This is a genomic window from Micromonospora sp. A200 (genome assembly GCF_029893845.1).
Classification (GTDB): domain Bacteria; phylum Actinomycetota; class Actinomycetes; order Mycobacteriales; family Micromonosporaceae; genus Micromonospora; species Micromonospora purpureochromogenes.
Genome location: NZ_JARXXY010000009.1, coordinates 1 through 18,721, shown reverse-complemented (window position 1 = coordinate 18,721; position 18,721 = coordinate 1). Strand labels below are relative to the sequence as shown.

The window sequence follows — 18,721 nt, the reverse complement described above, 5'->3', positions numbered from 1 at the left end:
TAACGTGGGCTCATGCCGATTGAGTCGTCCCGCGACGCCGTCATCGTCGCCACCGCCCGCTCCCCCATCGGTCGCGCCTTCAAGGGCTCGCTGCGCGAGGTCCGCCCCGACGACCTCGCCGCGACCATCGTCCAGGCCGCGCTGGACAAGATCCCCGGGCTCGACCCGACCGAGGTCGAGGACCTCTACCTCGGGTGCGGCCTGCCCGGCGGCGAGCAGGGCTTCAACATGGCCCGGGTGGTCGCCACGCTGATGGGCCTGGACGGCCTGCCCGGCGCCACCCTCACCCGCTACTGCGCCTCGTCCCTGCAGACCACCCGGATGGCGATGCACGCGATCCGCGCCGGTGAGGGCGACGTCTTCATCTCCGCCGGCGTGGAGACGGTCTCCCGGTACGCCCGGGGCAACTCCGACACCCTCCCGCCGGAGGCGCAGGCGCTGGTCGGCGGCGGCTGGGAGAACCCCCGCTTCGCCGAGGCGCAGGAGCGCTCCAAGGCCCGCGCGGCCGGTGGCGCCGAGGTGTGGGCCGACCCGCGCGAGGCCGGCCAGCTTCCCGACATCTACCTGACGATGGGGCAGACCGCCGAGAACCTCGCCCAGGTGTACGACGTCACCCGCGAGGACATGGACGCCTTCGGTGTCCGCAGCCAGAACCTCGCCGACAAGGCGATCGCCGACGGCTTCTGGGCCCGCGAGATCACCCCGGTCACTACGCCGGACGGCACCGTGGTCAGCACCGACGACGGCCCGCGCGCCGGGGTCACCCTGGAGGCCGTCGCCGGGCTCAAGCCGGTCTTCCGCCCCGACGGCCGGATCACCGCCGGCAACTGCTGCCCGCTCAACGACGGCGCCGCCGCGGTGGTGGTGATGAGCGCCCAGCGCGCGAAGGACCTCGGGCTCACCCCGCTGGCCCGGATCGTCTCCACCGGCGTGACCGCCCTGTCGCCGGAGATCATGGGCCTCGGCCCGGTCGAGGCGTCCCGCCAGGCCCTCAAGCGGGCCGGCATGACCGTCGACGACGTCGACCTGGTCGAGATCAACGAGGCGTTCGCCGCGCAGGTGATCCCCTCCTACCGGCAGCTCGGCATCCCTGAGGAGAAGGTCAACGTGATGGGCGGCGCGATCGCCGTCGGCCACCCGTTCGGCATGACCGGCGCCCGGATCACCGGCACGCTGCTCAACTCCCTGGAGTGGCACGACAAGACCATCGGCCTGGAGACCATGTGCGTCGGTGGCGGCCAGGGCATGGCGATGGTGCTGGAGCGGCTCAGCTGATCCCCGGTTCGCCGGTCGTCCGCGCGGGTATCGGATCCGCATGGCGACGGTGGTGGAGCGGGAACGCAAGTACTCCGCCGACGAGGGCTTCCGGCTGCCGGACCTGACGGGGTGCGGTGGCGTCGCGACGATGTCGGACGCCACCGCCTTCGACCTGGACGCGGTCTACGTGGACACCCCGGACCTGCGGCTGGGGCGCAGCGGCTTCGCGTTGCGCCGGCGGACCGGCGGTCACGACGCCGGCTGGCACCTGAAGGTCGGCGCGGCCGGGGGCGCCCGGACCGAGTACCAGTTCCCGGCCGGCGCGGACGACCTCGACCCGCCGGCGGAGCTGGTCGGGCTGTTCCGGGCCGCCTCCCGCGGGCAGGCGGTCCAACCGGCGGCCCGGATCACCACCCACCGGGTGGAACGACGGCTGCTGGACGCTGCGGGCCGGGTGCTGGCCGAGGTCGCCGAGGACACCGTCGACGGGCGGGACCTGGTCACCGGCGAGCGGCAGGCGTGGCGGGAGATCGAGGTCGAGCTGGTCAACGGCGACGACCGGCTGCTCGACGCGGTGCAGTCGCGGCTGCGCGAGGCGGGCGCCCGCCCGGTTCCCGTCTCCAAGTCCCATCGGGCCCTCGCCGGCCGGCTCGCCGCCGCCACCGACGCGGCTCCGACGGACCCGGTCGCCCGCTACGCCCTCACCCAGCGCGACGTGCTGATCGCGAACCATCCCGGGGCCCGGCACGGTGACGAGGACGCGGTGCACGACACGCGGGTCGCCGTCCGCCGGCTGCGGGCCACGCTGCGCACCTTCCGCGGCCGCTGGGACCGTCCGCGCAGCGAGGCCCTGCGCGCCGAGCTCCGCTGGCTGGGCGGCCAGCTCGGGCCGGTCCGCGACGCGCAGGTGATGGCCCGCCCGGCTCACCGACGCCGTCCGCGCCGAACCCGCCGACCTGGTCCTCGGTCCCGTCGCGGCGCGCATCTCGGAGCGGTTCGCCGCCGACCTCGCCACCGCCCTCGACGAGCTGGTCCGGACGCTGGACTCCGACCGCTACACCGAGCTGCTGGCCGGACTGGACCGGCTGCTGGAGGCTCCGCCCGCCCGTGCCGTCGACGCGCGCTGGGTCGCCCGCCGGGTCCGCCGGGCGGTCACCCGCGCCGACGACCGGCTGGACCGGGCTCTCGACGGGCAACGGACGCAGGAGGCGGACGTCGCGCTGCACGAGGCGCGCAAGGCGTACAAGGCCGCCCGGTACGCCGTCGAGGTGCGCGAGCCGGACGCCGGGCAGCGCGCCGCCGCCCTGGTGGAACGGCTCAAGGACCTCCAGGACCTGCTCGGCACGCAGCACGACTCGGTGGTCACCCGGGAGGTGCTGCGACGCCAGGCGCTGCGCGCGTACGCCGACCGGGAGAACACCTTCACCTACGGGCTGCTGCACGCCCGGCAGGCCACGGCGGCCGATCGGGACCTGCGGGCGATCCCCGCCGCCCGGGACCGGGCCCGCCGGCGGAAGGTACGCCGCTGGCTGAGGAAGTGAGGAATCAGAGCGCCGAGCGGGTCGCCGCCACCTCGGCGGCGGCCCGGGCCAGCGTCGCGTCCGGCGCCCCGGCCGCGACCAGGTCGGCCGCCACCACCCGGAGCTGGTCGACGAGCGCCAGGTCGTTGTCCAACCGGGGTACGCCCCGACGCGGCTCTCCCTCGGCGTCCGCGCCGAGGTTGGCCAGCTCCTGCACCAGCCGGTGCACCAGGTCGGCACGGGACACGTTGCCCCCCGCGGCGATCGCCGCCCACCGCGGCTGCTGCCAGTGCCCCACCTGACGGACCAGCAGCTCCACCGCCCGGTCCAACTCCGCTGCGCTCATCGCCGCCGAGTCTACGGCCGGCCCCGCCCCGCGCCCGCTCAGCGGCGCAGGTAGCTGAGCAGCCGCAGGATCTGCCAGTAGAGGAAGATCAGCCCGACCAGCAGCCCGAACGCGCAGAGCCAGGCGTACCGGCGGGGCAGGCCGGTGCGGACCGACCGCTCCACCTGGTCGAAGTCGAGGATGAAGCTGAGCGCCCCGGCGATGATCGCCACCGCCGAGAAGGCGTACGGCAGCCAGCCGACCTGGCCGGAGATGCTGTAGATCTCCACGCCCTGCCGGCCGGTGAACACCCGGAAGACCAGGTTGACCAGGCTGACGGCGAGCAGCCCGATCAGCGTGCCGATCACCAGGCGGGCCAGCCGGGGCGTGGCCCGGACCAGCCGGGCCCGGTAGAGCGCCGCCATCCCGAGGAACACCCCGAAGGTGCCCACCACCGCCTGCGCGACGATGCCCGGGTAGACCAGCTCGAACGCCCGGCTGGCCACCCCGAGCAGCACCCCCTGGAGCAGGGCGTACCCGATGATCGGGACCGGGTGGGTGATGCCGCGCAGCGAGATGACCAGGAGCAGCGCGATGCCGGCCAGGGCGGTGCCGGCCAGCGCCGCCGGGACCCACACCGCCTGCGGCACGACCACCCAGGCCACCGCCGCGGTGGCGCCGGTGAGCAGCAGCAGCCCGACGGTACGGACCACCACGTCGTCGACGGTCACCGCCTCCGCGCCGCCCGCACCGGGCAGCCGGTGCTCCCGGCTGCTGTCGTCCAGCCGGTCCAGGACCGGGTTGGCGCTGCGCACCCTCCACCTCCTCGCCGGGCAGTACCCCTGGTGTCACTCTCCCCCGGACGGGCCGGCGGCGGCGGGGAAACGGGCGGGCCGAGATGCGGCCGCGACCGGCTGCGCAGACGACGGCGCCCGCCGCCGCGGGTCGCGGTGGCGGGCGCCGAGGAGCTCCGACGGTCAGTCGTCGCCCTGGAAGTAGCTGAGCAGGCGGAGCAGCTCCAGGTAGAGCCAGACCAGGCTGACCACGATGCCGAACGCGGCCGTCCAGGAGTAGCGCTGGGGCAGCCCCATCCGGACGCCGTCCTCGACCTCCTTGAAGCTGAGCACGAAGCTCAGCGACGCGACCACGATGCAGACCAGGCTGAAGCCGATGGCCAGCGGGCTGCCGTCGCGCAGGCCGGTGTTGACGTCGAAGAAGACCGCCAGCGCGAAGTTGATCAGCATGACGGCGAAGAGGCCGGCCATCACGGCGATCATGCCCTTGACGAACTTCGGGGTCGCCCGGATGACCTTCGCCTTGTACAGCATGGCCATCACGAAGAAGACACCGAAGGTGGCCACCACGGCCTGGAGCACGATGCCCTCGAAGGCGGTCTCGTACGCCTTGCTGACCAGGCCGACGAAGGCACCCTCGACGACGGCGTACGCGACGACCAGCGCCGGGTTCGCCATCCGGGAGAACGAGATGATCAGGCCGAGCACCAGGCCGACCATCGCGGCGCCGAGCCACGCCGGGCCGAGGAGCGCGTCCGGGACCAGCACCCAGGCGGCCGCGGCAGAGACGCCGAGGATGCCCAGGAGCGCGACGGTCTTGACGACCACGTCGTCGATGGACATGGTGCCGGCGGCCGGGGCCACCGGGTAACCGGGCTGGCCCGGGTACTGCTGGGGAATACCGGGCTGGCCGTGGCCGTACTGCCCGGGCGGGGCGTACCCGGCGGAACGCTCCCGCTCGGCCGCCTGGCCGAGCCGGGCCAGCACCGGGTTCGAGGTCTTCACTTCTCAGGCCTCCCTCAGGGGGTCGTCGCACGCACGACGTGCCCTACAAGAGTAAACGCATCCAGCGACCTGCGCGCCCGTGCGCGGGCTGAGGGAAAGCTGAGGGTGCCCGGGGCGGGGGTCGAACCCGCACGCCTTTCGGCAGCCGCTTTTAAGGCGGCCGTGTCTGCCGTTCCACCACCCGGGCGGGCGGCACCGGCACGCCGACACGCGCGGTGCAGTGTCACCGTAACCGTTCACCGGCGACCCGGCGTACCCCGTCACGGGTGCCGCACTAGGGTCGAGCCCGTGACCAGCGCAGCCCGTACGGCGTCCGACGCCGACCCCGACCTGGCTGTCGGCCTCGCCGAGCCGGCCACGGCCGGCTCCCGCGCCACCCGCTGGCGGGCGTCCGTCGCCCGGCACCGCACCGGCCTGCTCGTCGGCCTCGCGTTCACGCTGCTCGCCGGCTGGCTCACCCAGGGCCTGTGGCCGGACCCGACCGGCCGGGTGCTGGCGCTCAACCCGGAGGACCAGACCCTCTACGAGTGGTTCCTGGCGGTCGACTCGCGGGCAGTGCTCGGCGACTTCGGCCTGCTCACCGACCGGCTCAACAGCCCCGACGGGGTGAACCTGATGACCAACACCACGGTCATCGCGCTCGGCGTGCTCCTCGCCCCGGTCACCCTGCTCTTCGGCGCACCGGTCACCTTCGCCCTGCTGGCCGGGGTGAACCTCGCCGGCACCGCCGTCGCCTGGTACCTGCTCTACACCCGTACGCTGCGCGCCCACCGGCTCGCCGCGGCGCTCGGCGCCGGGCTGTGCGGCTTCGGCCCGGGCATGGTGTCCCAGTCCAACAGCCACCTGCACATGACCGCCCAGTGGCTGGTGCCGGTGATCGTCTGGCTGGTCGTGCGGATGCTCCGTGCGGCCGACCCCGGCCCGGCGTCGCTGGGCGGGCCGGACCGCCGGCGGCTGGTCACCTCGGCGCTGGGCCTGGCCGCCGCGGTCACCGCGCAGGTCTTCATCGGCGAGGAGGTGCTCTTCCTCACCGCGGTCACCCTGCTGGTGATGACGGTGGCGTACGCGATGACCGACCGCGAGCTGCTGCGCCGGGCGCTGCCCGGCTTCGCCGGCGGCCTGATGCTCGCCACCGGGCTGTCCCTGCTCGTCCTCGGCTACCCGCTGTGGTTCCAGTTCGCCGGGCCGCAGGGCGTGGCCGACGGCATGTTCAGCCCGCACTACTTCTCGGCCGACCTGCGCAGCTGGTGGACCATCTCCCCGCTGTCGGTGGTTGGCAGCGACTCGTCGGCCCGGCTGACCACCGGCCCGGCCGAGTACAACACCTTCCTCGGCCTGCCGTTGCTGCTGGTCACCGCCGGCTGCGCGCTCTGGCTGGGGCGCCGGCCGGTGGTGGTCGCGTGCGTCGCCGGCGCGCTGGCGATGGGCGCGCTGTCGCTCGGCCCCGAGGTGGTGCACGACGGCACCCGCACCGCGGTGCCCGGGCCGTACGCGCTGCTCGCCGGCCTGCCGGTGATCGACGGCGCGCTGCCGATGCGGTTCGGGCTGCCCCTGCTGCCGCTGGCCGCGACGCTGCTGGTGCTCGCGGTGGACCGCGCGCTGCGGCGGCCCGGCCGGGGCCGGCGGCTGGTCCCCGCCGCGGTGGGGGCGGCCCTGCTCACCGTCTTCCCCGCTCCCCTGCCGACGACCGACCGCCCGGCGCTGCCCGAGTTCATCACCGGCGGCCACTGGCGCGAGTGCGTACGCCCCGGCGGGGTGCTGGTGCCGGTGCCGGCCGCCACCCCCAAGGAGCCCTGGCCGATGCGCTGGGCGGCGGCGGCCGACGGGGCGTTCGGCATCCCGGAGGGCTTCTTCATCGGCCCGTACGGCCGGGACGGGACCGCCGCGATGGGCACCTACAAGCAGCCCACCTCGGCGCTGCTGGCCGACGTGGCCCGGCGGGGCGACGAGCCGGTGATCGGCGACGAGCAGCGCCGGCAGGCCCGGGCGGACGCCGACTTCTGGGGCGCTTCCTGCGTCGCGGTCACCGACGACGCCCCGCACGCGGAGAGCCTGCGCCGCACCCTGGTGCAGCTCTACGGCCCGGGCACCCGGATCGCCGACGCCTGGACCTGGCGGGTCTGACCCCCGATACGACGAAGGCCCTCTCCCGTGCCGGGAGGGGGCCTTCGTCGTGAACGGGATCAGACCGGGCGGCCGGCGCCGACCGGCTGGGACGCCTCGGCGAACTCCTCGCGCGGGTCGTGCAGCTGGCCGAGGGCGACCACCTCACGCTTGAGGAAGAACGCCAGCGACCAGTCGACCACGACCCGGACCTTGCGGTTGAAGGACGGAATCCGGCTCATGTGGTACGTCCGGTGCATGAACCAGGCCGGCCAGCCGGTCATCTTCACGCCGTACACCTGGGCGACGCCCTTGTGCAGGCCGAGGCTGGCCACGCTGCCCGCGTGCTTGTGCTTGTAGTTGACCGGCTCGCGACCGCGGATCACGTTCGCGATGTTGTCGGCCATCCGGGCCGCCTGACGCACCGCGTGCTGGGCGCTCGGCGAGCAGTAGTTGCCCGGCTCCTTGGTCAGGTCCGGCACGGCGGCGCAGTCGCCGGCGCTCCAGGCGCCCTCGACGACCCGGTCGCCGTCGACGATCTGCAGCGTCGGCAGGCAGGTGACCCGCTTGCGCTCGTCACGCGGGAAGTCGGTCGCGTCCAGCATCGGCGACGGCTTCACGCCGGCCGTCCACACGATGGTGTCGGAACGGAAGGTGTCGCCGTCGGAGAGCTTCACCACGCCGTCGACGCAGGACTCCAGCCGGGTGTCCAGGCGGATGTCCATGTTGCGCTTGAGCAGCTGCTGGACGGTGTAGGCGCCCATGTCCCGATCGACCTCGGGCAGCACCCGCTGGGTCGCCTCGACCAGCACCCAGCGCATGTCCTCGGGCTTGAGCTCCGGGTAGTACCGCAGCGCGTCCCGGGCCATGTCCTCCATCTCGGCGAGCGCCTCGATGCCGGCGTAACCACCGCCGACGAAAGTGAAGGTCAGCGCCGAGCGACGGACCGCCGGGTCCGGCGTGGCGGCCGCCACGTCGAGCCGGTCCAGCACGTGGTTGCGCAGGTAGATGGCCTCGCCGATGGTCTTGAAACCGATGCCGTGCTCGTGCAGGCCGGGAATCGGCAGGGTCCGGGAGACCGAGCCGGGGGCGACCACGATGTGGTCGTACGGAATCTCCCGGGGCGGGCCGCTGATGGGCTGCACCACCGCGGTCTTCCGGTCGTGGTCGATCCGGGTCACCGCACCCGCCACGACCTTGCACCGGCGCAACTCCCGCCGCAGCGGCACCACGGAGTGCCGGGGCGAGATGTTGCCGGCCGCCGCCTCCGGGAGGAACGGCTGGTAGGTCATGTGCGGCTGCGGGTCGACGACGACGACCTCGGCCTCACGGGAGCTCAGCTTCTTGGACAGGCGCAGAGCGGCGTACAGGCCGACGTGCCCGGCACCCACGACAAGGATCCGCTTCGGATTCACGTCATCTATCTTTCCCCGGGGGGCTCGGGTAATCCCGTCCGAGACCCCCTTCTGTGACGGAGCACAACCCCTGTGACCTGCGCAACGTCCCGGAGCCGTCCCGCTACCCGCGACGCAGCAGCCAGCCCAGCAGCCCGCTCAACCCCACCGCCACCAGCAGTCCGGCCACCGTCGCCGCCTGAAACCCGGCACCCCCGCCGATCTCGCCCAGCCAGGCCAGGATCACCCCGACCACGGCCGTGGCGAGGATCACCACGCCGGCCCGGCTCAGCCAGCGCAGCACCAGATCCGGGTCGACCACGGCGTCGTAGGGCAGCACCGCGGCGAGCGCGCAGAGGGTGTGCGCCAGGTAGACGGCGGCGGCCACGGCGAGCAGCCGCCAGAGCGCGATCGGCCGGTCGTACCCGGCGGAGGCGAGCACCCAGCCGCCCACGGTGACCAGGGCGGCGAAGGTCGGCCACCCCCGGCGCGGGGCCACCCCCGGCAACACCGCCACCAGCGTGAGGGCGAGCAGCGCCCGCGCGGAGAACATCTCGACCGGGTACGCCAGCAGCAGACCGACCAGCACGGTGAGGAAGATGCCGGCGCGCACCAGCAGCGGCGCCAGGCTCACCCGGTTCGCCGCCGCCCGCAACGCCCGCACCCGTTCCGTGACCGCCTTCATCTGTGCCAGCTTTCGTTCGCGACTGCGGGACTCCGCTGCGCTGCGTTCCTCGCGCTCACCGGTGCTCGCCTTCGTTCGCGACTGCGGGACTCCGCTGCGCTGCGTTCCTCGCGCTCACCGGGCCCCCACCCTTGGGGCGGTCGCCAGCCGGGCCACGTCGCGCAGCACCTGGTCCAGGCTGCCCGCGCCGGCCCAGCGCACCACCGGCACGCCGTGCTCGCGCAGCTGGGCGATCATCGTGTCCCGGTCCAGCCGCCACAGCCGGAACGCCACCGGCGCCCAGCCCCGCTCGCCGGGCGGGGCGAGGTCGGTGGGCAGCGTGTCCACCGCGACCACGAACCGGCCGCCCCGCGCCAGCCGGGCCAGCATCTGCGCGGACCGCTCGTCCAGCAGCGGGGTGAGCACCACCACCAGCGCGTCGGCGGAGAGCACCTGCGGCCCGAAGACCTGGTCGTACGGCTCATGCGGGGAGGCCTCGGCCCGCACGTCGAGCAGCCACTCCAGCACCGTCAGGTACTGCCGGCGGCCGGTGGCCGGGCGCAGCCGGCGGGCCGCCGGCCCGTACTCCAGCATCGCCACCCGGTCACCCCGGTGCAGGTAGTGCTCGGCGATCGCAGCGGCGGCCCGGACGGTGGTGTCCAACACGGACGCGGCGCCCTTCACCCCGCCCGAGCGGCCCGCCTCGGCGAGCACGTCGAGCAGGACCACCACCTCGGCGTCCCGGTCCGACAGGGTGGCCGCCACGTGCAGCTGACGGGCCCGCAGGGAGACCCGCCAGTCGATGCGGCGCAGCCGGTCGCCGGGCCCGAAGACCCGGACGCCGGCCAGCTCGCCGCCCTCGCCCGGGCGGCGCGAGTGGTGCGCGCCGACCAGCCCGGCCGCCCGGGGCATCGCCTCCACCGCCTCGAACTGCTCGGTTTCCGGGTAGACCCGCATCCGCACCGGGTCGGTGATCACCGCGCGGGAGACGAGCAGCCCGTCGGCGGCGGCGACCCGCGCGCCGGCCGGGCCGATCGGGTGCCGCCCCCAGCGCAGCGCGGTGCCGGACAGCTCCAGGTCGACCGCCCGGCCGGTGGGGATCGAGGTGACAAAGGGGCGGTCCGCGCCGCCGGAGCGGCGCACGTCCACGCCGGCACCGCCGAAGCCGACCCGCTCGACGCGCAGCCACGGCGAGACGCGGGCCCGTACCACCGCGACGTCGTACGCCACGGTGTCCGGGTTGCCGACGCTGACCGTGCCGGCCATCGCGCCGCCCTCGACCAGGTGCGCGTCGTCGGCGAGGATCTCCAGCTGCGGCGCGGCGGTGGGCCGGCGGCGCAGCGCGTACGCGGTGCCGAGCGCGAACGGCGCGGCGAGCACGACCAGGTCGACCCGGCCGAGCAGCACGGCGGCGATCAGCAGCACCCCGGTGAGCAGCACCGCCCGGCCCAGCGCCCAGGTGGGCGCCCAGCCCGCCGTCGGCTCCGCCGCTTCGTCGGTGGGCACGGTCGTCAGCGCCCCGGCCGGCCGGCCGCGTAGCTGGGCAGCGCGCCGCTGGCCGGGGCGGGAGTCTGCTCCAGCACCTCACCGACCACGAAGGACGGATCGACCCGCCGCAGCCACATCTCCGGCCGCAGCGTGATCCGGTGCGCGAGCGCCGGGGCGGCCACCTCCTTGACGTCCTCCGGCACCACGTAGTCGCGGCCGGCGAAGACCGCCCGGACGCGGGCCAGCAGCAGCAGCGCCAGCGAGCCGCGCGGGGAGGCGCCGACCAGCACCGACGGGTGCTCGCGGGTGGCCGCGGTCAGGTCGACGATGTACCGGCCGACGGAGTCCTCCACCACCACGTCCTCCAGCGCGGCCTGCATGGCGCGCAGCGTGGCGGCGTCCACCACCGGCTTGATCTCGGCCTCCTCGCGGCGGCGGGCCATCCGCCGGCGCAGCACGTCCCACTCCTCCTCGCGCTGCGGGTAGCCGAACGACACCCGCAGCAGGAACCGGTCGAGCTGCGCCTCGGGCAGCGGGTACGTCCCCTCGTACTCGATCGGGTTGGCGGTGGCGAGCACGTGGAACGGCTCGTCCAGCCGGTAGGTGACGCCCTCGACGGAGACCTGCTTCTCCTGCATCGCCTCCAGCAGCGCCGACTGGGTCTTCGGCGGCGTCCGGTTGATCTCGTCGGCCAGCAGCAGGTTGGTGAAGAGCGGGCCGGCCCGGAAGGAGAAGTCACCGCTGCGCTGGTCGTAGAGGAAAGAGCCGGTGACGTCGGCCGGCAGCAGGTCGGGGGTGAACTGGAGGCGGCGGAAGTCCAGGCCGAGGGCCTGCGCGAAGGACCGCGCCGTCAGCGTCTTGCCCAGCCCCGGCAGGTCCTCCAGCAGCACGTGCCCACCGGCCAGGATGCCGGCGAGGACCAGCTCCAGGGACTCCCGCTTGCCGACCACGACCTGACCGACCGCGTCCAGCACCGCCCGGGCCAGGTGGCCTACCTCCGATGCGGGGATGCTTTTGCGATCCACGTCGTTCATCAGATCTTCTCCAGTTCGGCGACGATCGCCGCGAGGTCGCGCGGCGACGGGGGGCGGCGGGAGGGGGTGTCGAGGAACGTCCACAGCGGCTCCCCGAGCAGGGTGCGGGCGCGGGCCGGGTCGGACTCGCGGGTCAGGCCGTGGCGCTGGCGCAGCCGCTCGTCGGCCAGCTCGCCCAGCCGCGGCAGGATCCGCTCGGTGAACCGCTTCCGATTGCCCGAGGACCAGTCCAGCGGTCGTTCCCACCCGTTGATGGCGGTCCGCAGGGCGTCCCGGGCGCCCCAGTCGTACGAGCCGGGTTCCTCGCCGGCCGGAGCCCGGCCGCCGGCGCGGGGCGGGGGTGGCGGGGCGAGGCCGGCGGTGACCCGGCGGACGGCGAGCACCGCCAGCACGCCGGCCACCACGATCCAGATCGAGACCTGGAGGCCGACCGCGCGCAGGACGGCGAGGACCACCGCGGTGACGGCGGCGGCGACCGCGAGGGTACGCAGCACCGCCCGGCCCCGGCCGCCGCGCTGCCGGCCGGCGCGTGGCGGCGGCTCCTCCTCGAAGGTGAGCAGGTCGTCGAGGCCGGTGCGCTCGGTCACGACCGCACCGCCCGGGGCTCGACGGGTCGCGCGTTCACGCCGGCACCTCCTCGGCGGCGGTGGCGAGGGCGGTCAGTTCGCCGCGCAGCCGGCGCAGCGCCGCCCGGGCCTGGTCGCGCATCCGGGCGTCCACGGTGTGGGTGGCGTACCGGGCCTCGCGGTAGACGTGGGCGAATGAGTCCAGCACGTCGGCGCTGGCGATGGCGGGCACCCCGGCGGCCGGGTCGCCCCGCAGCAGCCGGGTGACCAGGTCGGTCGGGGTGTCCCCGGTACGCCGCGGCACGCCGGCCTCGGTGGCGGCCTCCTCCAGGCGTACCCAGCAGGCGATCACGGCGGTACGCGGGTCGGTGTCGGCGTCGTCCAACTCGACCAGGCCCGCGTCGAGGGCGGCGACCACCTCGCGGGCGGTGCCCTCGGCGGTGCGCCGGGCGCGGGCGGCCGGGACGGCCCGGGTGGTGCGGCGCAGGGCGCCCCGGATCAGCGTCCAGGCCAGGTAGCCGAGGGCGAGCAGGATGGCCAGGCCCAGCAGGACGATCGCCGCGGTCGCGATCCACTGCGGGATGTCGGCCTGGGTGCGTTCGGCACCGGCGCGCGGCTCGATCGGGATGGAGGGGGCCGGCGCGGCGGAGGGGTAGTCCGGGACGTACGGGAGTTGCTTGGCGGCGGGCGGGATGCGGCTCGCGCCGATCGAGGAGTGACCGGCGGCGAGCGCCGCGGCGGCCAGCAGGAGGGTCACCGCGAGGACGGGCCACCACCTGCGCAGCACGCCGAGGTCCATCGCCACCGCCCCACGCAGCCTCAGTCCACCCCGGCGAGTTGCTTCGCCCGGGCGAACACGTCGTCCAGCATCAATGGTGTCAGCCGTCCCGTGAAGGTGTTCTGCTGGCTGACGTGGTAGCAACCGAGCAGCTCGGGGGCGGCCGTCCCGGACCAGTGTGCCCCATGACCGAAGACCGGTCGCGGGCTGGGCGGGCGGACGCCGTACACGTCGCGCAGCACCGGCCACCACGCTGCCCAGGCGAAGGCGCCCAGCGCGACCACGACGCGCAGGGTGGGCCGGATCAGCCCGACCTCGCGGTGCAGCCACGGCGCGCAGGTGTCCCGCTCGGCCGGGGTGGGCTTGTTGTCCGGCGGCGCGCACCGCACCGCGGCGAAGATCCGGGTGTCCCGCAGCGTGAGCCCGTCGTCGGCGGCCACGCTGGTCGGCTGGTTGGCCAGGCCGGCGCGGTGCAGGGCGGCGAAGAGCACGTCGCCCGACCGGTCGCCGGTGAAGATCCGACCGGTGCGGTTGCCGCCGTGCGCGGCCGGGGCCAGCCCGAGGATGCCGATCCGGGCGTCCGCCGTGCCGAAGCCGGGCACCGGGCGACCCCAGTAGTGCTGCTCGCGGAAGGCCGCCCGCTTCGTCCGGGCGACCTCCTCCCGCCAGGAGACCAGGCGCGGGCAGGCGAAGCAGTTGCTGACCGCACCGTCGAGGTCGGCCAGGTCGGTCGCCCGCGCGGCGCGGGCGACCACCTCGGCGGGGGTACGGGGCTCAGCCAAGCTTGGCCCGGAAGAGTTCCAGGGTGCGCGCCCAGGCGGTGGCGGCGGCCCGCTGGTCGAAGTTCTCCGGCCGGTCCTCGTTGAAGAACGCGTGCGCGGTGCCCGGGTAGTCGTAGGTCTGGCAGGTGCCGCCGGCCGTCTCGATGGCCCGGCGGACGGTCTGTACGCCGTCCGCAGCGGAGAGGCCGTCGGCCTCGGAGCAGTGGATGACGGCCGCCTTGCCCGCGTAGTCGGTCCACTCGGAACGCATCGCCTCCCACGGCAGCCGCGGGTAGAAGGCGGCGGTGGCGACGATCCGCTCGGAGCGGGTGGCCGCCCAGAGGGCCAGGCTGGCGCCGGCGCAGAACCCGGCGCAGCCGACCTTGCCGGTGACCTCGGGACGGCCGGCCAGGTAGTCCGCCGCGACGGCGATGTCGGCCGCCGCCTCGTCCATCTGCACGCTGTTCAGCATCTGGCGGGGCTCACTCGGCTTGCTGGCCGGCTGACCGTGCCGGAAGTCCGGGGCGAGGGCGACGAAGCCGGCCTCGGCGAAGCGGTCCGCAACCGACCGGATGTGGGGCACCAGACCCCACCAGTCCTGGATGACGATGACCGCGGGGCTGGCCGCACCGCTGGAGGGTATCGCGAGATACCCCTCGCTCGTCCCACCGTTGCTGGCGTAGCTCACCATCTCGCCCATCGGCCGTCCTCCTAGCGGTCAGTCATCGTTGGCTGGTCGCCCAGTGGTCCTACGTGCCGGTAGCCTGCCACGCCGTGAGCGCGCCGGGAAGACGCGAGAACAGTGGCATATACCTCCCGTTCACCGCATGGTGAACCGGCGTACGACGACGGCGGCGCGGGGGCTTCCCGCGCCGCAGTCCGACGGTCGTGCCGAGGCCGATCCGGCCCTCGTGGTCCCGGCCGGTCAGGCCTTCCTGGTCAGGCAGAGCAGGTAGCCCTTGCCGCCCGGGGCGATGTTGTAGAAGACGTAGCCGTCCTCGCTGGGCTTGATGTACTGCTCGCACGCCTGGCCGCTCCTGGCCTGCGCCTCGGTCTGGTCCTCCACCCGGCCGACCACGGTGTAGACGGCCTCGGTCGAGGTGCACTTCACGACCTCGGCGCTGCTGACCGAGCGCTCCTCGGTACCGGTGACCGTGGGCAGTTCGGCGATGCAGTCACCGGCCTTGGCCTCGGCGGTCTCGTCGGAGTTCAGGAAGCTCCCGATGGCCGTGCCGAGGCCGAACTTGAGGCCGGCGACGACCAGGAACACGACCACCGCGCCGATGATGACCAGCGCCTTGCGGCCGCCGGATCCCGTCGCCGCCGCCTCGACCGGGGACGCCGCCGGCGCGGCCCCGTCCGCCTGCGGAGCCGCGTCGGCCTGCGGGGCCGGGTCGGGCTGCGCGAGCTGCTCGGGCTGCGCGGCCTGCGGCGCGGGGGGCGGTGCTACCTGCTCTGACACTGAGGATCCTTCCGAGGGGTGGACGAGCAGACGACACCGTAGCCACCAAGATCGAGATGCGGTGTCCCGTTCCCCTCACCCGTTCAGCTATTTCCCAGGATCGATCCTCAGCTCGTCGGGACGGGCGCCGGAGCGGTCGGCCCGGCCGGCGCGGTCACCGTCGGGCCCGGTGCGCCCCCGGTCGGCGCCGGTGCGCTGACGGTCGGCGTCGGTGCGCTGACGGTCGGCGTCGGCGCGGCACCGGTCGGCGTCGCGGTGGCCGAGGGTGCGGCGGTCGTCGGGGCGGTGCCCGGCGGGACCGGCACCTGCGCCGGCGGGCGGGGCCGGAACGGCGCCTGCTCCGGGCAGTACGGGTAGCCGCGCTGCACCGGGTTGACGTCGGGCAGGGCCGGGTCGGCGCAGGAGGGCCAGCCGAGCCGGATCGGGGTGCCGTTCTGGTCGAAGAGCCGGGCGTTCTCCACCAGCCGCCCCTCGCTGTCGTAGACGTAGACGTCCTGCACCTCGTCGTACGGGTTGCGCACCGAGATCGGGTCGTAGCCGTAGTCGCCGTGCCAGCGGGCCCGCTCGTCCACCTGCACCAGGGCGGCCAGGGCGAACACGATGAGCACCAGGGTGCCGGCGCGCAGCAGGAGGCGCGGCCAGCGGCGCAGTTCGCCGGCTCGGCGGCCCAGCCAGATCGAGGCCAGCACGCAGCCGACCAGCAGCACCAGCCCGGCCATCGCGCTGCTGCCCACCCGGGGCACCACGGCCAGCGGCGCGCCGGTCATCGCGCCCAGCAGCGACGCCGCCAGGTAGCCGCGCAGCACCCACCATGCCGGGCGGAGCAGGCGGAGGAACTCGCTCGCCGAGGCGTACCCGAGCGGGGGGCCCAGCCGGGTGTCCAGGCCGGAGAGCCGGCTGCGGACCCGGCCCGCGACGGCGCCGAATCGCTGTTCCAGGCCGAGCCGGCCGGCGGACCGCTCGCCCGCGCCAGCCGCGGCGCGCAACTCGGCCGCGTACGCCTCCGGCTCGCCCAGCCGCTCGACCAGCGAGCCGCCGTCCTCGGCGGCGACCTCGGCGAGATGCTCCGGCAGGTCCTCGGTCAGTTCCTCGCGGACCGCCGGCGGCAGGTCGGCCAGCGCGGCCCGCACCCGTTCCACATAGTCCGTGATCTCCTGCCCAGTGACGGTCATGCCGCCATCCCCCGATCGTCGAGCAGCGTGTCCATGGTGGTGGCGAACGAGCGCCAGGTCTTGCCGGAGCGGGTGAGCTGGTCCCGGCCGGCGGCGTTCAGCGCGTAGTACTTGCGGTGCGGCCCGGACTCGCTGGGCACCACGTACGTGGTGAGCAGGCCGGCGCCGAAGAGCCGGCGCAGCGTGCCGTAGACCGAGGCGTCGCCGACCTCGTCGAGACCGGCCTCGCGGAGCCGGCGCAGGATGTCGTAACCGTAGCCGTCCTCATCCCTGAGCACGGCGAGCACGGCGAGGTCGAGCACACCCTTCAGGAGCTGTGTGGTATCCACGGATTCGAGAGTAGTGTGGATTGCGTAGTACCGTCAACGCCCTCGCCCCAGTTCAATCCGTCGAATTAAGTTTCGCTTAGCTGGCCTGCTGATCCACGAGCAAGATCGGTACCTTGCCCGGATGCGACACATCCGAACCGTGATCACCGCAGCCGTCGTGGGTCCGCTGGCCTGGATCCTGTTCGCCCTCGGCCAGGATCGGTCAGCACAGGCGTTCGCCGATGCACAGGATGGCGGGGCGCTGGACAGCAGTGATTTCGTGCGACCCGCCCTGGTGCTGGCGGCTGCCGGGATCCTGCTCGGGCTCATCGCCACGCTCCGGATCTCCCCGCTGGGCGCGGCGCTGACCGGGTTGGTCTACTCGGCCAGTTACCTGGGCCTACTGATCCGCCCCGCCGCGCTGATGAGCCTGCTCGACCACAAACTGACCTTGGGCGGCTACCAGGTCGACCTGGCGGCCCCGGTACGGACCGGGACGACACTGCTGGTGGGCTCGCTGTTGCTCGTCGGGGTCGTGAGCATCCGCCGCTGGCAGCGCTGGCCGGAGCCCGCCGCCGACGCACCCGATGCGCTGGTACCGGACGAGATCATCCCGCCCGCGGCGGGCCGGGACCGCCCACTGGGCGTGGACGGTCTCGGCCTGGGCACGCCACCCACGACGCCGGAGCCGGAGCTGGTGGGGACCAGCGGTGCGGACCGACCCGATCGTTCGGACCGGGCCGGCTCGCTGGCGGGCGGCTCCGGGGACGGGCGCGGGCAGTGGTCGGACTGGAGGCGCCAGCCGTCGCGGTGAACTACTGACGCTGGTCCCGCAGGGCGAGGCTCCAGGCGATGCCGTCGAGGATGTCGTGTTCGGAGGCGACCACCGACGGCATGCCGGCCCGCTCCATGATCACGCGGAGCACCAGCGCACCGGCGCCGATCACGTCGGCCCGCCCGGGGTGCATGACCGGGACGGCCAACCGCTGCTCGCGAGTCTTCGCCAGCAGGTCGGCGGTCACGTCGGCCACCCGTTCGTACGACACCCGGGCGTGGTGGATGCGCTCCGGGTCGTACTCGGTGAGGCCCTGGGCGATGGCGACCACGGTCGTGACCGACCCGGCGAGGCCGACCAGGGTGGCGGCCTGGCGGCCGGGGACGGCCTCGAGCGCGCGGTCCACCGCGACCGCGATGTCGGCCTGCGCGGCGGCGATCTCGTCCAGCGTGGGCGGGTCGCCGTGCAGGTGCCGCTCGGTCATCCGGACGCAGCCGATGTCCATCGAGATCGCCGCCTGCACCCCGCCCTCGCGGGTGCCGACGACGAACTCCGTCGAGCCGCCGCCGATGTCGACCACCAGGTACGGCGGCTCCGCGTCGGCGGGCAGCCCCCGGACCGCGCCGGTGAAGGAGAGCCGGGCCTCCTCGTCGCCGGTGACCACCTCGGGCGCGACACCGAGGGTCTGCTCGACCATGGCCCGGAAGTCCCCGGCGTTGGCGGCGTCCCGGGAGGCGGAGGTGGCGCACATCCGCACCCGCTCCGCGCCCAGCTTCTCGATCTCGGCGGCGTATTCGGCCAGCGCCACCCGGGTCCGCTCGATCGCCTCCGGGGCGAGCCGCCCCGTCCGGTCGACGCCCTGGCCGAGCCGGACGATCTCCATCCGGCGGGTCAGGTCGACCAGCGGCGCCTGCGCCCCGGCGGACGGGTCGGGCAGGTCGGCGACCAGCAGGCGGATGGAGTTGGTGCCACAGTCGATGGCGGCCACACGCGTCGTCACGGCAGCAACCCTACGGCAGCCTGCTGGCCCCGGCCCCAGGGTCGCGCCTCCACCTCCGCGCCCCCACCTCCGCGCTCTGCCGGCCGTCGTGCCGACGGCGGGCGGCCGGCGGGCGGCGGGCAGCGGGCGGGCGGCGAACGCGGCGGCCGAGCGGCGAGCGGACGGACGGCGACAGGGAGCATGGACCTGATTGAGCGACATGCCTGTCAGGCATATTTATGGGTCTTGTGACGCATGTGTGGGTGGTTCGGTGCGTCGTTTATGGCGCATGCCGTTGTCCTGCCTAGGTTCTGGCTTGTCGAAGGTCAGAACTGG

At 74.3% G+C, this 18,721-nt stretch carries 19 protein-coding genes, 1 tRNA gene and 1 pseudogene; 5 read left to right on the top strand and 16 right to left on the bottom strand.

Annotated elements, in window-relative coordinates; all coding sequences use genetic code 11:
- The first annotated feature begins 12 nt into the window (after nt 1–12).
- The 3 genes and pseudogenes from M2302_RS10740 to M2302_RS10730 all read left to right on the top strand — a co-directional run bounded on the left by M2302_RS10740 (nt 13) and on the right by M2302_RS10730 (nt 2,798).
- The gene (locus M2302_RS10740; RefSeq protein ID WP_280837762.1) at nt 13–1,275 is read left to right on the top strand and encodes an acetyl-CoA C-acetyltransferase; all 1,263 of its coding nucleotides are present in this window, start codon (nt 13–15) and stop codon (nt 1,273–1,275) included.
- Between the two features lie 40 nt (nt 1,276–1,315).
- Nucleotides 1,316–1,783, top strand: a pseudogene (locus M2302_RS10735) (CYTH domain-containing protein); the annotation flags it as partial.
- 430 nt (nt 1,784–2,213) lie between these two features.
- Complete coding sequence (locus M2302_RS10730; protein WP_348529415.1) at nt 2,214–2,798, top strand: CHAD domain-containing protein; 585 nt, start codon at nt 2,214–2,216, stop codon at nt 2,796–2,798.
- Nucleotides 2,799–2,802: 4 nt separating this feature from the next.
- Here the strand turns inward: M2302_RS10730 and M2302_RS10725 are convergent, their stop codons facing one another.
- The 4 genes from M2302_RS10725 to M2302_RS10710 all read right to left on the bottom strand — a co-directional run bounded on the left by M2302_RS10725 (nt 2,803) and on the right by M2302_RS10710 (nt 5,088).
- Nucleotides 2,803–3,123 carry a hypothetical protein gene (locus tag M2302_RS10725; RefSeq protein WP_280837761.1) on the bottom strand — a complete coding sequence of 107 codons (321 nt, stop codon included), beginning with the start codon at nt 3,121–3,123 and terminating at the stop codon, nt 2,803–2,805.
- Between the two features lie 38 nt (nt 3,124–3,161).
- On the bottom strand, nt 3,162–3,917 hold the full coding sequence (locus tag M2302_RS10720; RefSeq protein WP_280837760.1) for a Bax inhibitor-1/YccA family protein: 756 nt from the start codon (nt 3,915–3,917) through the stop codon (nt 3,162–3,164).
- A gap of 162 nt (nt 3,918–4,079) precedes the next feature.
- Nucleotides 4,080–4,901, bottom strand: coding sequence for a Bax inhibitor-1/YccA family protein (locus M2302_RS10715; protein WP_280837759.1), 822 nt, complete (start codon nt 4,899–4,901; stop codon nt 4,080–4,082).
- A 106-nt stretch (nt 4,902–5,007) separates the two neighbouring features.
- Nucleotides 5,008–5,088, bottom strand: a tRNA-Leu gene (locus tag M2302_RS10710).
- A gap of 101 nt (nt 5,089–5,189) precedes the next feature.
- On the opposite strand from M2302_RS10710, the gene M2302_RS10705 reads away from it, so the two are divergent.
- The gene (locus M2302_RS10705; RefSeq protein WP_280837758.1) at nt 5,190–7,025 is read left to right on the top strand and encodes a hypothetical protein; all 1,836 of its coding nucleotides are present in this window, start codon (nt 5,190–5,192) and stop codon (nt 7,023–7,025) included.
- A gap of 59 nt (nt 7,026–7,084) precedes the next feature.
- Here the strand turns inward: M2302_RS10705 and M2302_RS10700 are convergent, their stop codons facing one another.
- From M2302_RS10700 to M2302_RS10650, 11 genes are all read right to left on the bottom strand, one after another.
- On the bottom strand, nt 7,085–8,419 hold the full coding sequence (locus M2302_RS10700; RefSeq protein WP_280837757.1) for an NAD(P)/FAD-dependent oxidoreductase: 1,335 nt from the start codon (nt 8,417–8,419) through the stop codon (nt 7,085–7,087).
- Nucleotides 8,420–8,522: 103 nt separating this feature from the next.
- The gene (locus tag M2302_RS10695) at nt 8,523–9,083 is read right to left on the bottom strand and encodes a hypothetical protein (RefSeq protein WP_280837756.1); all 561 of its coding nucleotides are present in this window, start codon (nt 9,081–9,083) and stop codon (nt 8,523–8,525) included.
- A 114-nt stretch (nt 9,084–9,197) separates the two neighbouring features.
- Nucleotides 9,198–10,577, bottom strand: a complete 1,380-nt coding sequence (locus M2302_RS10690) for a DUF58 domain-containing protein (protein ID WP_280837952.1) — start codon at nt 10,575–10,577, stop codon at nt 9,198–9,200.
- Entirely contained in the window at nt 10,574–11,584 is a 1,011-nt protein-coding gene (locus M2302_RS10685) for a MoxR family ATPase (RefSeq protein WP_280837755.1), read from the bottom strand. Before M2302_RS10685 ends, M2302_RS10690 begins: the two co-directional genes overlap by 4 nt.
- Nucleotides 11,584–12,144, bottom strand: a complete 561-nt coding sequence (locus M2302_RS10680; protein WP_280837951.1) for a hypothetical protein — start codon at nt 12,142–12,144, stop codon at nt 11,584–11,586. Before M2302_RS10680 ends, M2302_RS10685 begins: the two co-directional genes overlap by 1 nt.
- Nucleotides 12,145–12,205: 61 nt before the next feature.
- Nucleotides 12,206–12,949 (bottom strand): DUF4129 domain-containing protein, encoded by a 744-nt coding sequence (locus M2302_RS10675; RefSeq protein ID WP_280837950.1) that lies wholly within the window; start codon nt 12,947–12,949, stop codon nt 12,206–12,208.
- A gap of 20 nt (nt 12,950–12,969) precedes the next feature.
- Nucleotides 12,970–13,710: a uracil-DNA glycosylase gene (locus M2302_RS10670; RefSeq protein WP_348529414.1), complete on the bottom strand. Its 741-nt coding sequence runs from the start codon at nt 13,708–13,710 to the stop codon at nt 12,970–12,972.
- On the bottom strand, nt 13,703–14,389 hold the full coding sequence (locus tag M2302_RS10665; RefSeq protein ID WP_280837754.1) for a dienelactone hydrolase family protein: 687 nt from the start codon (nt 14,387–14,389) through the stop codon (nt 13,703–13,705). The genes M2302_RS10670 and M2302_RS10665 overlap by 8 nt, the downstream gene beginning before the upstream one ends.
- Before the next feature lie 225 nt (nt 14,390–14,614).
- Nucleotides 14,615–15,151 carry a hypothetical protein gene (locus M2302_RS10660; RefSeq protein ID WP_280837753.1) on the bottom strand — a complete coding sequence of 179 codons (537 nt, stop codon included), beginning with the start codon at nt 15,149–15,151 and terminating at the stop codon, nt 14,615–14,617.
- A 107-nt stretch (nt 15,152–15,258) separates the two neighbouring features.
- Nucleotides 15,259–16,323 (bottom strand): hypothetical protein, encoded by a 1,065-nt coding sequence (locus M2302_RS10655; RefSeq protein ID WP_280837752.1) that lies wholly within the window; start codon nt 16,321–16,323, stop codon nt 15,259–15,261.
- Nucleotides 16,320–16,652: a PadR family transcriptional regulator gene (locus tag M2302_RS10650; protein ID WP_280837751.1), complete on the bottom strand. Its 333-nt coding sequence runs from the start codon at nt 16,650–16,652 to the stop codon at nt 16,320–16,322. Before M2302_RS10650 ends, M2302_RS10655 begins: the two co-directional genes overlap by 4 nt.
- 121 nt (nt 16,653–16,773) lie before the next feature.
- On the opposite strand from M2302_RS10650, the gene M2302_RS10645 reads away from it, so the two are divergent.
- Nucleotides 16,774–17,445 (top strand): hypothetical protein, encoded by a 672-nt coding sequence (locus M2302_RS10645; protein WP_280837750.1) that lies wholly within the window; start codon nt 16,774–16,776, stop codon nt 17,443–17,445.
- 1 nt (nt 17,446) lies between these two features.
- Here M2302_RS10645 and M2302_RS10640 read toward each other — a convergent pair whose 3' ends face one another.
- Complete coding sequence (locus tag M2302_RS10640) at nt 17,447–18,394, bottom strand: Ppx/GppA phosphatase family protein (RefSeq protein ID WP_280837948.1); 948 nt, start codon at nt 18,392–18,394, stop codon at nt 17,447–17,449.
- Between the last annotated feature and the right edge of the window lie 327 nt (nt 18,395–18,721).